This is a genomic window from Burkholderia lata (genome assembly GCF_902499025.1).
Taxonomy (GTDB): Bacteria; Pseudomonadota; Gammaproteobacteria; order Burkholderiales; family Burkholderiaceae; genus Burkholderia; species Burkholderia lata_C.
Window position 1 is genome coordinate 52,720 of the sequence record NZ_CABVPW010000048.1, and the last position, 12,710, is coordinate 65,429.

A 12,710-nucleotide genomic window follows, 5' to 3' on the forward strand; every position below is an offset into this window, starting at 1 on the left:
CCAAGCTCTTCCACGTACGCGGTTCGGCCCTGTTGTGAAACTTCGTCACCTTGTGTTCTTGCGATATCGCGCCCCCCAAGAAAACGCCGACCTCCCAGAGTCCGGCGGAGTTTTGCCTAAGTTTGATGTGAGCTATGTCGCCCGCCAGCGCCGCAATGTCTTGAAGTCTCATGGGGTTCCCTGTGGTGGTCTGTGCGAAGTGATAAACCCTGCATTACACCACACCGAAAACCCCCATTTCGAGAGACTAAATATAGGCATATTGTACACTGTTTATGTATTTTTAGTGTCCTGAACTACAGAAAAAAGTGATTCCAAGCATTAGGTACGTCTTCGTTGGCCCTCCCTCCCCGCTGGGTGAGATATTTAGGGAACGACCGATGCGCGCAAAACGACCGGCGCACCCCCGGTCTCGATCGACTGAGGTGCTCCGGCTTGCGCGACGTCGGCCACGGCGACACTGGCGGATTTAGCTTGCGCGAGGACGTCGTGCCGCTCACCAAAGAGCGACGTCGACGGGGCGGCAAACATATCGGGGCTGCTACCGTCTTGCTCGGGTGCTGTCCGAGTAGATTCCGCCGCCACTGCGGGCAGCGAAGCAGACACGACGGAAGGTGATGGCGTTGCGGGGGCGACTCCGACACGACCGAGAATCGCCTTCGCATAGCCGTTGCTGACGGGGTTGTGCACGCTCCCCGAGTTGAAGCCGCGGAGCGCGGCGAAAACCGCGCTATCTGACCTATACCCAGCTTGCACCGCTTGCGTGTAGAACCCGCGAAAGATTTCGCTACCAGTACGCAGGTTCGTGCACGGATCGAACGCCTCTTGCCACGTCATCTTTAAACGGACGACGTTTGAGATATGCACCTGTGACAGCCCTACAGAAAATCCTATGCCTTGTCGTCTCAGGTTAACGGCAGTTTTCACCGCTTCTTCATAGCTGCGAGGCTGGGCTTTTAGAACCGCTTTGCCATCGAGGCCGATGGCAAACGGATTGAAGTTCGACTCCTGCCGAACAAGCGAGGTGAACAGCCGGGCATCGACGCCGGCCGCACACGTCTCAATGATTGGTGCCGAATCGAAAGTAGGCATTTCCGTTGCTCGCACCGTTGTTCGCGTAGGGGTCTTTCTTGTAGATGATCGATTGGCTCAGGTTGCCGGTGCCGTTCCCGCCCAAGTTGAAAAAGAACGTGTTGTTGTATGTGCTGCTGGTGAGCCGCATCGAGTAGCTGGTAACGCCGTTCGGCGGAATCACGTACTCGTAGTGATAGCTTTGGACGATCGAGCCGTAGTCGTTGTAGATGTTGTAGGTGTGGCAAGCCGATCCGTTGACCGTCGGGCTGAATGCGTTGCGACCAGTCGTTTCGCAGGTCTCAACCGGACGCAGACATACTCCGGTGTAGTAGCCTGCATTGATGCCCCACGCGTTGCTTCCGGTACTGGTGGTCTCGGCAGTGAATCCCGCCGGGCATGCGACGTGCACTTGATTGGCATACGAAACTTGCGTGCCGAACGGATCTTTGAAGATGCACAGCGGCCACGGCCGGAATTTCTTAATGAAGTTGTCGATGAGCCAGTTGACTGGCGATCCGCACTTGGGCTCAGCCGTCGCGCCGGCGGGATTCGCGAAGCAGAGGATCAGAGCGCAGGGAAAGTCGGACTCTTGGATATCGCCGTTGAAGTTGGGAATCAAGCTGCCCGGCAACATGGACTGTTGTGCGGACGCACTGCCGTACACGCCGAAAGCAAGCGCGGCGGTTACAAACAGTTTCACGAAAAGACGCATTCTAGACCCCTAAAAGTATATAAATAGTGAACTGTATTGATATTTACAGTATTCCAGACGGTATGGCAAGGCACGCCGACGTAATAAAACGTAACGTCGGACAAAACGTGGTTGGTTAACGACGGGAGAAGGCCCGTCCTGTAGGACAGGCGAAAGAAAACAAGCGGAACTGTTCCATCACAGTTCCGCTTGTGTTACCTACAAGATCAGTTTTTGTTTCTGCCTGCGAGACGGCTAGATCAGCGTGAACGCCCGCGACGCGCGGCACGCTGCTGCGTGGTGCGCGTCGCGCTGCCACGAATATCGCGAGACAGCGCTTGCCGCGCTGACCGGGCGTCCTTCTCGGATCGGCGGATCGCCGATATGGCCCTTAAAACCTCATCCTCGCGCCGGCTATCGCGCAATTCGAGCGCAGCGTACTTCTTTGGCTCACGGCTCATCGTTTCAGCCAGCTTCGATCGATCGTTGGTAAAGATCGCGATATCGTGGCGAGCGCGGGAGATGGCGACATAGAAAACGGCGCGGTTCGCGGTGAGGCTTTTCGTGTCCGCATCCATCAATACGCTGTTCTTCGTCAGCCCCTGAGCACTATGGACGGTTTGCGCATAGCCATGCTGAGCGTGAATCGCGTTCGCGCGCGGCAGACGCGCGCCGTTCTCGAGAACAACCGCATCCGCCTCCACGGCCGCAACCTGATGCCGCTCGCCGTTGTAGACGCCCTGCTTGTTGTCGTTTCGGGTAATCCTGAGCCAGTCGCCGCGGACGATCTCGATTTCTGTTAGCTGATACGTCGACAGTCCATCAAGTTTCGACGCGTTGACCACCAGCTCACCCGTGTCCTTGCCGACCAGGCGTAGCGTGTTCGCGTTCGCGTCGATCGACACGACCGTGAAGTGCTCACCGCGCTTCAGTCCGTGCGATCCGTCCCGCTCTGCGAGCACAATAAGGCCGGCCACATAGCTGGATGCATGACGATGCTCTGCCCGCGTCATGTCAAACGACTCCAACGCGCGCACCAACTCGCCCTTCGGCAGCTCCAGATTCTCGCGAACAAGCCTGTTGATCTCGCGTCGGGCGTCATTGGTGCCAACGACGATCAGGGTGTTATTGCGCTCTTCAAGGGGCTTGGATGTGTACGCGTCCGCAATAGCCTTGTGACGCTCTGGAGCCTCCTTGACCTGATGTACGTTCTCTTTGAGCGTAAAAACCGAACCGCCAATGTTGTCGTTCGCAGCCTTCTCGACAGCAGCTTTCAGGGTTGCGTTCTTCTGACGCTGGATCTCGGTGATGTGTGCGAGCTGCATCCCAGCGTCCTGAAGTTGCTCGAAGGGCTTACCCGCCTCAACCGCCTGCGTTTGTTTACGATCACCAAGTAGCACCAGGCGCGCGCCATGCTGCTCAACGCGCTTCATCAGTGCTTCCATCTGGTGTGCCGGCACAACGCTTGCCTCGTCAAGAAAGACGATCGTGTTTGGCCCAAGCAGCCCCGGCTCTGGCTTCTTCGCCAAGAACGATGCGAGGGTCTGAGAGTCCATCCCCAGCTCCTTCAATGCCTTGTTCTGCGAACCGTATGGCGCGAGCCCGATGACGCGATAACCGCTTTCAGACGCGCTCTTTGCCGCCTCCGCCTTGATGCCCTCGATCGACTTGCTCAGCATGTGGCTTTTCCCCACACCCGCAAAACCCTGCACACCAACAACACGGTTCGTCGTGGTCAATACAAGTTTCGCAGCGTCACGTTGCCCAGCATTCAGGTCACTCTGCGCGAGCATCGCATCGACCTCTTCGCCCGTCTTGATCGGCTGCACCGTATCGCGGCCAAGCCGCTCCATCCAGAGAATGCGTAGCTCGCGGCTTCGCATGTCGGGAGTCGTGTAGCGCTCTTCGGTCTGCACAAGGCGACCATTTGCGATCGCGTTGTCGACCGTTTTCTCCGCGCGATCGGCTCTGTAACCCTCAACGTTGACGAGCATCGACACCCACGACGCACGCGTGAGCTTGTGGATGTCGTTGTCGTGCCGAAACTTGTCGAATTGCGGATCGTCTGATTTCGCCTGCTCGTCACGCGAGAAAGACTTTGCCGTTTGGTACAACGGCAGCTCGGGCAACAATCGCCCGTCCACCTTGGCGCGATCTAGCTCTCGGTCGATCTCGTCCGTTCCGCCCAGCGCCTTCATGTACGCCCGCTCAAGCAGCTCGCCATGTGTGAAAATGCCCTGCCGCTCGGTTAAATGCTCGATCGCGAAGTCCAGAGCCTCGCGGGCGCGGCGCTGCTTATCGGGCAACGGTGGATCTCCACCTGTCGGCCCTGCGGGCTGCTGCGGAGAATGCGCTGGGAATGATTCTGCACCAACACGCTCGGGCTGCTGCGGCCGCTCCCGTGAATCGCGCGAGTCGGTCGCATCTCTGTTTGAATCGCCCGACGTCGGCCGAACGCTTGGTTGTTGCGGTGTCACCTCGGGACGCCGCGGCTCTGCGCCTCCGCGCCCGGATGAGCCGCCACCGGTACCAGGATCGCGCGGGCCAGCGCCGTCCGATGCTCCGTGCCCAGCCTCGCGGCCGGGGGGTGTCGGGGTTCTCGCAGGCGCGACCTGATGTTCGGGTGCGGCTTCTGGAATCTTGATGCCAGCGGTTGCAAGGGCATCACGCCACTCTTGACGCAATACCGCGCGATCGCCCTCGTCTTTGCGCTTGCGAGTGTTCTTCGTGATCGTCTGCTTCATGCCGCCGCTGGCGGTATCTCTCGTCAGTCCTTGAGCATCAAGGTGCTTCTCAATCGTGCGGCTGCGCTGACTGAACATTTCGATCGCGGCATCCGGAACCGACGCCATCTCGAAGCCGTGTCGCGTTGCCCGAATGTCGTAGCCCATGTCCTGCAATCTCTCCGCGAGTCGCGCGCGGTAGTACGCTCCCGTGACCTTGACGCTCTTCAGCATTTCCTCGTTGGAAAGCGCCGTCCAACGCTTGTCTTCGCGCTGCGTGAGATTCATGACGACCGCATGGGTGTGCAACTGCGGATCTTGGTCTCTTGATAGATCGTGCTGAAACTTCGCGACGACGAAATTGTTGGTGTGCTCGCGAAAAGACAGCTTCTTGACCTTCTTGCGCGCAACGACCTTGCTCTCAAGCATTTTCAAGGCATCAGCCACGGCCGCATCGTGCGCAGCGATCACACGCCGATCGCCACTGACCAAAGCAACGATACTGACGCTCTTCGGCGCGCTGAACGTGAAGTCGATGCCGAGCCGGGCATTGGCTTTCTTTCCGTCCTTGTTCGTCTTCGGCGCGGGCTTTCGAACCACGGTGCCATCCGGCAATTTGCCATCAAGCAGGTTCTTGAAGGTCTCTTTGTCGACACCGCCTTGCAGCCCCAGCGCTTCAGCGCCGTCGCCATCCCATTCGCCGCGATGACCTTCCTTCGCATAGTAGTCATCGGTCTCTTCGTAGTACTTTCCGGCCTGCCGCGAGTCCTTCACAAACGAGAACGTCAGCATCACTCGTCTCGCGCAAAGTTGAGCGTCGACACCGAGTCGAAGTCAGGGGCCGTCGTCCACACGTTCTTGGCCATGACGATCGGCTCAATGACTTTCGGTCGATCCTTGTACTGCAAGGTAACGCGTGCAATAGGGTGCCTGCCTGAGAGCTTTACGTAGCCAGTCAGGTCGGGCAGGTTATGGATCTGCGACGGCATAACCAGCGGCTCGCGCTCTTTGTCGTACGTGGTGGTCGGACTCTTGCCCCCGGTCTCACGCTTCCGAATCACCTCATGCTCCCCGAGACCCTTGGAGATCTCGCCGGCCGTATAGGTGTCCATATCCGCAATACCGAAGCTCAACGTGTTACGGAAGCTGTTGCGCAAGGTCAGGGCGGCCTGCTTTCCGTTTGTGTCGTCAAGCTGCGCGTAGGATTGGAAACCAGCCGCGATGTACAGCTTGTGCTTTCGGCCCTTGGTGCCGGCCTGGACGACGTAGTTCAGCTTCTCAAGTGAATCCAGCTCGTCAGCGACCAGATGCGTAGCAGGGCGCTTGCGATTGGCGGGCGCGGACAGAGCCGCCGCGCAGAGCACGTCGAACTGGCACGAAATCAGCGGTTTCAGGGCGGACAATTGATCCTCCCGCCACGTAATCCAGACGTTACCCGTTCCGTTGTCCAGCCAATCACGGAAGGAGAATTCCTTCTGCGCGGTCTCGATCGCCGCGAGGAACTTGTGTGGGGTGATGTACCGGGTGAGCACCGTACGCACACTGCCGAGGGTTTCTTCTGCACCGTGGAACATGCCGGCGGCGGCGGTGTCAGCCAGCATCTCTTGAAGCTGCTCGTTCGGGGCCATCGTCAGCCAGTACACCAGATGGTCGGTCGTGCCGCGGTTGAGCCTCCACAACTTCAGCATCACCTCTGCGGTGATGGTTCGCGCCATCGCATTCCAGACTTCCTGTTCGGTCGAAGGACTTTTCGGAATAACACTCACTGCAAAAAGCTCGACGTCAAACGGGACACGGATTTCGTTGTAGATACCCCATGACCGCGACCGCTCATCAAATGGGTTGATGATAATGTCACCGGGCAGATAAAACTTCTCCATAAACGCGCCATTCGGATCGACGCAAACAATTCGCTCGGGCTTTGCCCACGGTCGATACCAACGCGGCTTACCTCTCGCCAATGCAGACTCGATGTACTCAGCGATTGCCTGAGATTTACCCGAACCGGTAGAGCCGGTGAAACTGTAATGCTGGCTCTCAATCTTTATCGGAACCGGAATACCACCCAAGATTAACTGAGGACTAAACCAGTTTCTTGTCATATCCCGAAGTTGCGCGGGACTCGCCATTGTCGCGCCACGCAAAAATATCGCAAAGTCCGCTCCCTCAAAACCACTTCTAAAGTAGACGGCGAGAACAGCGAATACGATCATTCCATATATAAATACCAACGTTGTCGGCACCCATAATAGGGGAGTGTGGGGCGTCGAAAGCGCGGCATAATACAGCGCTTTCGCGAGTTGATCGTGGGGCAGGGTATATAACCGCTGCGCGGCCCAAAACCATGTGCCTACCGAACCCAGCAGCACCAGCAGAAACATCAACCCCTTGTGGCGGTCGTCATACCGTCGTGATCCAGCGCTCATACATCATCTCCAGCTTTCAAAAAGGTTTCAACCGCCTTCGGGTCGATGTAGCGCTCGATCAACAAGCGCTGATCCTTCCCGACGGACATATGAAGCATGGTGAAGATAGCGGCAAGCAAACGCAGTTCTAAATCCCGCGAATCGTCTTTCTCTGCCGGTCGGCCAGCGCCAGCAGGCATCCCTTTCGTCATGGTTGCCAGCATTGACAGCGCCATGTCGGTGTTCGTCCGAAGCTCAGCAAGCACACCTTCCCCTGGATTGAGCCGACCAAAGTAGACCCGCTTGATGTGCGGCCCCAGCTCCGTCTCGCCGGCGATCTCCATCTGCCGACGCATCGATGCCTCTTCCTCACTGCTCAAACTAATACTAGTTGTACGACGCATAACACACGATCTCCCTTAAAACACGGGCATCCTACACCCTAACGTGTTACCTGATAACCATAAAATTGGCGCCTGTTTTGCCTTTAAAGCCAAGCGCAGCTTGGCTTTGCAGCACCTCGCAAGAGGTGCGTATGGTGTGTTGGGGTTCTAGGACAGTCGGTCGACCGCCGATTTCGGCCCGTGCGAGGGCATTTGATGGTCTGATCAGGCCAGAAAAAGCGTATTTCAACCCGGTTTTTGGGGCTTTTCCGGCCCTGGCGAGGCTGATTAGGGGCGCGACGACCCCTCAAATGTTCCCCGGCTGTACCACCATCGTTCCCAAAGTGTTCCCGTCGTGTTACCTTAGCGAAAATTCGCGATACTTTTTGTTCCTTTTTAGTTGCCATTAAGTACACGGCAAGTTACGATGGATACCATGCAAACCGTAGACGAACTGATCGAACTAGAGGAAACCGCCCGGAAGTTGCAGGCGCAAAACCTCCGCTCGAAGGCAGTGTTGCTTGAACGGCTGTTCCCGCTAATCGAGCGGGCAAACACCCTCGGGCATCGACACGCAACCATTCATCAAGCGCTGGTCGCAGCCGGCGTTCCGATGACGTTCGATGTGTACAACACGACCTTGAAGCGAGTGCGCAAGCGAGCGGAACAGGCTGGATCGATCAAGCCAAGCGAGCGTGGTTCACCTGAACCAATCAAGGGTGGATCACCTGAACCAATGCGTTTTGGTTCAGGTGATCCAGACAGTAGTGGATCAGCGGAACCAAAAGAGAGTGGATCAGTGGAACCACGGGAGCCCGTAACGGCCTCGGAATCAGATAGCGTCGGCAGCGCATTTGAAGTGAAAGATGCGTTGCAGGATGCTCAGAAAGCAAGTCAAGTCGATTATCGTCAATTCGCACGCAGACAAAGGAAATGAACATGATCAAGAAACTCGCCGTCATCAACCTGAGCGGTAACGTCGGAAAAACTACGCTGGCAACCAACTGGTTGAAAGCAAGTCGCCCGGAAGCAAAATTCATTTCGGTCGAACACCACAATGCCTCGGTGGCAAATGAGATCGAGAGCACAAAGGCCGAAGAATTTTCCGCCTCCGAGTTTCGCGACATTTTCCGCACGATCATGTTGAACGACGATGTTATCGTTGACGTCGGCGCATCGAACGTCGTGCAGTTTATGAGTGAACTGACCCGCTATAAGAGCGCGATTGGCGAACTGGATTTGATCGTCGTTCCGACCGTTCCGAATGACAAGCAACAGAAAGACACGATCGCAACGATCGAGTGGCTTTCGAAACTCGGTTTCCCGGCCAGCAAAATCCGCCTCGTCTTCAATATGTACGACGGAGGAGAAGCGAATTTGCCGGTGGAATACGTCTACGCGCAAATCGCGGGATACGCGGCCACGGAAGGCAAGAGCAAAGCGACCTACGAACCGCATATCGTCATCAAGCAAAGCGAGGTGTTCGATCTGGTTCGCCGCAAGAACATTCGCGAGCTGGCGGAAGACCCGACCGACTGGCGCGCGAAGCGGGCCGAAGCCAAGGCGGCGGGCAACATCGAAGCGCAAGAGGCCGCGATCGAAGCACAAGCCGATCACGATCTCGCTGTCGACGCGCAAGCCAACCTCGCACGCGCGACGGACCTCATGTTCGGCAAGGCGAAGAAATGAGCGACGCGGAGACGACTCCAGCGCCGCAAACCCGACGGGATGCGGCACTGAGAATCGTGCTCGGGGAAATGCACGACCTGTTCGGCAAGGCGGAAGCCTTGGCGAACAGGGTGCAGGAGATTGACGCGAGCACCAAGGAAACCGCCCGATCCGTTCAGGAAGCCACGATGGCCGCTAAGAAGCTCCTAGCGGCCATGCCCGATAAGCCGTTGCCGATGATCGAGCCGAAGAGGGCAAATCCGTTGGCAGTGGCAATCGCCGCCTCGCTCGTCGCGGGACTCGTCGCCGGTGTCGTCGTGTTCGGCGGAATGCAGATGTTCAGCAAAGAGCGCGACGAGGCCAAGCTGGGCCACGCCGTGACGGCCGCGTTTCCACTACTCGATGCGGAAACGCAGGCGAAGCTACAAGCAGCCATCAACAAAGCCTCGCGATAGCGGGGCTTTGTTGCATGGGGCCGCATTCTCGCGCGCGCAAAATGGGGAAGCGCCCGGCCCGCGAGAGGCAGGGGCGCGGTGCGGTTGTCCACGGGACGCCAGCGGCGGCCGGTGGACAACCGCATCCCCATTTCCCGTTAGAACCACTGCACCAGGCCGCGCGAGAATGCGGCGCGCTTGCGTGCAAGCGCTTTGGGCGCTGGCAGACAGACGAGCTGGCCGGAGTCGCGGCGCGCGCAAAATGGGGAAGCGCCCGGCCCGCAAGAGGCAGGGGCGCGGTGCGGTTATCCACGGGCCGCCAGCGGCGGCCGGTGGATAACCGCATCCCCATTTCCCGTTAGAACCACCCACACGTCCCCGCCGCGACTCCGGCCCGAAACGCGATATCGTCTCAAATGAAACGGCATTCGTATCATTCGATACAACGCACAGTTTCGGCACAGAAAAAAACGTGCGAGTGGATTTCCGCGCCGTGAAACATAAACGAAAAAGGGCCGAAAATCGGCCCTATCCATTTGATACATAACGGTTTTATATCGAAGTCCGAATTCCTACGAGTGTTCCACGGGATGATCGCCCTCCATATCCGGATGGCTCGTCCCTGCCAGGAGCCAGCCAAACGGCTCGCGCAGCGCTTCGCGCAGGCGTTCAGCAGCATGCAGCGGCGACATGGGATGCGGCCCGATACCATCCAGATTCGACACTTGAATCGACTGGATGAATCCGCGGGGGTCGCGGGCGTCCTTGCTCCCGTCGTGGGTTACGGTCACGATCGCGCCGACGCTTTGGGCGCGCTCGATCAGCTCGTAGAGTTCCTTTTCGCTCGTCATACCTATCTCCAGTGGGGGGGTTATCGGTCGGGCGACGTCTCGGTGATCCCGTCCTTGCCGCTCGCGACCTCGTAAGACTCCGGGCGCGCCAGCCATCCGATCAGTTTCATCAACGTTACAGCGACGAACCGACGAACCGGGCCGATGTGATCGGTTCGAATGGCGAGGATCTGATAGCTTCCGTCCGGCCCGTAGTGACCGCTGTGAGCGTATGTCTGGCCGATACGCCCCATCGCTTCAATCAGCGTCCGTTCGCCGTAGTCTTGGTCAAAGTAGCTCGCCACTTCCTCGGGCGTCGGCTGAGTATTCATCGTCATCCTTCTATGGCTACCGGCCAGTTCGGGGCGCACCGCGCGCCATTCAAGGTGTGCAGGCGGCTACTCAACTGCCCTGCAATTGCCACGTCGGAACATCGAGCGCGGGACGGCGTGCCGGAGCTGCGCGTCGACTCCGAAGCAAGCGGTAGATGCCGTCAAGCGCTGCGTCGCCCAACGGGGTACACGACGTCAACGGGGCGCTCGGCGTCCGGTTCTTCCATGAGTGGGAGAGGTGCGCAGGCTTCCGATCGCTACCCACGCGAAACTGAATGTCTTCCGAGTCCTCGGGTTCGAACGCCGTCGACAAGGTCATCTCCTGCTGCGCAACAGCGGTCTGTTTAGCGCTCTTGAACTGCGCAATGCTGACTACGTTCGTGCTGGCCGACACCATGATCTATCTCCGTTGAACCCTGCTACATCACTCGATCACCATGGAATAAATTATACTCGCGGTATCTCGTTTCGTCTATCCTTTGTGCGATTTAAAGTGTTAACTGGAAAGCGCCGAGAATAGGATAAATGCATCGTTATCCGAAACAACAAAGGCCGGTTCGTCACCGGCCTTTCTCGTATCGTTCCTCCTATGCGGCAAGTAAGTCTGCGTCTTCCTCGATGCGATCGTCGTAGTTCACCGCATCATCTTGTTCACCTTCGTCGTCCTCCTTTTCGTCAATGAACGAATAGTTGTGCGTCACGTTGTCATCGAAGAAGCAAATCGGTTTGTCCAGCACGCAGAGCTGGCCGCGCACCTTCACAACCATGCCGCGTGAGTCGCCGCGCTCCTTCTCGTAGCGGTCATATGCCGCACACTTGCTGCGATAGTCGTACGTCTGCTCGCTCCAGCCATCGAGCGGGGCGATACTCCATGCGGTACACGATTCCTTACCGCTAATGCTCACGCTCCCCGTGTTGACGTACTCGCGCCCGTTGAAAAGAAACGTCGGCACGCTCGGGGCCGTGTCGTTCGAAAACGCGATCTTGTCGGCGCAGTACGCGGGCCTCCAGAGCGATGCAGGTGCGTAGTGCATGGGCATATCATCTCGATAGCTCGCGAGAAAGAACGTCGATCGGCTCAGCTCGAAAGTGATTGAGCCAACCCCAACTGAACCCCACTCCCGCACAACGACCGTGCCGACACCTACCGCGTGGATTGCGCCACACTTTACGTTGTCGTCGTGTCGCGTCTTGTACTCGATGCCGGGGACGTCCTGCCCGCCTTCGGCACTTGCAACGCAGTGCTGCATGAGGTTCGCGCGTGCCTCGCCTGTCGCCTCAACGGTCGTACAGGAGTGCGGCGACCACACATCACCATTCATCAGCGCTTCGCGCTCCGCGTCCGTCTTTGCGCGCGTCATCGAGCGCTCGATCTCGTCCCCCCGGTGCGTCCTGGCCGCCTCGATGCAAGCCGAGAAGATTGCGCGTTCAACGTAGGGAAGCAACTGCACTGCGCGCTCCGCATCGTCAAGCAGTCGGCCCCATTCCCGCAGTGACGGCCGCGCCGGTTTCCATACCGGCGACGGGAGAACCTCCTTGACCGCCCCAATATCCCCAAAATCGAATCCGATCTGCATGCTATAAGCCTCGCAATCATCACACCGTGATTCCCGCACCGTTCAGCGCGGAAACTTGACCCACCGACAGGGTTTCAACTGCAACGTCGGCCATACGGCTGAAAATCATCAGCCCGTATACATCCGCGAGCAAACGGGCTTCCCGGCAGAGTGCGAAAGACTCGTCATCTGCTACCGGGCACCGATTACGCCATACGTTGATCGCGGTCTCGATCTCTGCAATCGCCAATCGTTTCATGGCCGCACCTCCTGAGCTATGCGTACTCTCGAATGTCGCTCCACAACTTCCACCCGCGATCCCATTCAGCAGCAAGGGCAGGCACGTCGCGAAGAAACAGCGGAAGACCAGACTTTTCGACAAAGGAGTCGATGCCGCTTTCCTGCGCGAAAATTTGCGCATCGAGCTTCAGCTCTTCGGCGCGTGCATCGCCAGCAAGCAGCGCACACGTATAAAGCGCCCAACTCGCGCGAGCGTTAAGAGCAAGACTCCGGCTGCACATCATGCTTCTCCTAGTCGATCACCATGAAAACCATTTTACTCGCCGTATCTCGTTTTGTCTATCGCTTGGCGATTGATTGTCCCAATGGTCGGC

Annotated in this window: 14 protein-coding genes; 3 read left to right on the forward strand and 11 right to left on the reverse strand. The window is 58.0% G+C overall.

What is annotated here, in order from left to right:
* Positions 1-366 precede the first annotated feature (366 nt).
* From BDI24065_RS34975 to BDI24065_RS34995, 5 genes are all read right to left on the reverse strand, one after another.
* Positions 367-1,092 carry a transglycosylase SLT domain-containing protein gene (locus BDI24065_RS34975; protein ID WP_175035007.1) on the reverse strand — a complete coding sequence of 242 codons (726 nt, stop codon included), beginning with the start codon at positions 1,090-1,092 and terminating at the stop codon, positions 367-369.
* Positions 1,061-1,774 carry a hypothetical protein gene (locus tag BDI24065_RS34980; protein ID WP_175035008.1) on the reverse strand — a complete coding sequence of 238 codons (714 nt, stop codon included), beginning with the start codon at positions 1,772-1,774 and terminating at the stop codon, positions 1,061-1,063. The genes BDI24065_RS34975 and BDI24065_RS34980 overlap by 32 nt, the downstream gene beginning before the upstream one ends.
* A gap of 251 nt (positions 1,775-2,025) precedes the next feature.
* Positions 2,026-5,280, reverse strand: coding sequence for a MobF family relaxase (gene mobF / locus BDI24065_RS34985; RefSeq protein WP_175035009.1), 3,255 nt, complete (start codon positions 5,278-5,280; stop codon positions 2,026-2,028).
* A complete protein-coding gene (locus BDI24065_RS34990; protein ID WP_175035010.1) occupies positions 5,280-6,914 on the reverse strand; it encodes a type IV secretion system DNA-binding domain-containing protein in 1,635 nt (544 codons plus the stop codon). The genes mobF and BDI24065_RS34990 overlap by 1 nt, the downstream gene beginning before the upstream one ends.
* On the reverse strand, positions 6,911-7,249 hold the full coding sequence (locus BDI24065_RS34995) for a hypothetical protein (RefSeq protein ID WP_175035011.1): 339 nt from the start codon (positions 7,247-7,249) through the stop codon (positions 6,911-6,913). The genes BDI24065_RS34990 and BDI24065_RS34995 overlap by 4 nt, the downstream gene beginning before the upstream one ends.
* 454 nt (positions 7,250-7,703) lie before the next feature.
* Here BDI24065_RS34995 and BDI24065_RS35000 point away from each other — a divergent pair, with 454 nt between their 5' ends.
* The 3 genes from BDI24065_RS35000 to BDI24065_RS35010 are packed head-to-tail and all read left to right on the forward strand — an operon-like array spanning position 7,704 to position 9,399.
* Complete coding sequence (locus tag BDI24065_RS35000) at positions 7,704-8,213, forward strand: hypothetical protein (protein ID WP_175035012.1); 510 nt, start codon at positions 7,704-7,706, stop codon at positions 8,211-8,213.
* A 2-nt stretch (positions 8,214-8,215) separates the two neighbouring features.
* On the forward strand, positions 8,216-8,965 hold the full coding sequence (locus tag BDI24065_RS35005; protein ID WP_254609923.1) for a hypothetical protein: 750 nt from the start codon (positions 8,216-8,218) through the stop codon (positions 8,963-8,965).
* On the forward strand, positions 8,962-9,399 hold the full coding sequence (locus BDI24065_RS35010; RefSeq protein WP_175035013.1) for a hypothetical protein: 438 nt from the start codon (positions 8,962-8,964) through the stop codon (positions 9,397-9,399). Before BDI24065_RS35005 ends, BDI24065_RS35010 begins: the two co-directional genes overlap by 4 nt.
* 551 nt (positions 9,400-9,950) lie before the next feature.
* On the opposite strand, the gene BDI24065_RS35015 is transcribed toward BDI24065_RS35010, so the two are convergent.
* From BDI24065_RS35015 to BDI24065_RS35040, 6 genes are all read right to left on the reverse strand, one after another.
* The gene (locus BDI24065_RS35015) at positions 9,951-10,229 is read right to left on the reverse strand and encodes a hypothetical protein (RefSeq protein WP_175035014.1); all 279 of its coding nucleotides are present in this window, start codon (positions 10,227-10,229) and stop codon (positions 9,951-9,953) included.
* Positions 10,230-10,249: 20 nt separating this feature from the next.
* Entirely contained in the window at positions 10,250-10,540 is a 291-nt protein-coding gene (locus tag BDI24065_RS35020) for a hypothetical protein (protein WP_175035015.1), read from the reverse strand.
* Positions 10,541-10,610: 70 nt separating this feature from the next.
* Complete coding sequence (locus tag BDI24065_RS35025; RefSeq protein ID WP_175035016.1) at positions 10,611-10,937, reverse strand: hypothetical protein; 327 nt, start codon at positions 10,935-10,937, stop codon at positions 10,611-10,613.
* Positions 10,938-11,127: 190 nt separating this feature from the next.
* Complete coding sequence (locus BDI24065_RS35030) at positions 11,128-12,117, reverse strand: hypothetical protein (protein WP_175035017.1); 990 nt, start codon at positions 12,115-12,117, stop codon at positions 11,128-11,130.
* 19 nt (positions 12,118-12,136) lie between these two features.
* Positions 12,137-12,355, reverse strand: a complete 219-nt coding sequence (locus tag BDI24065_RS35035) for a DUF3717 domain-containing protein (protein WP_175035018.1) — start codon at positions 12,353-12,355, stop codon at positions 12,137-12,139.
* Between the two features lie 16 nt (positions 12,356-12,371).
* Positions 12,372-12,620 carry a hypothetical protein gene (locus tag BDI24065_RS35040; RefSeq protein WP_175035019.1) on the reverse strand — a complete coding sequence of 83 codons (249 nt, stop codon included), beginning with the start codon at positions 12,618-12,620 and terminating at the stop codon, positions 12,372-12,374.
* Positions 12,621-12,710: the final 90 nt, after the last annotated feature.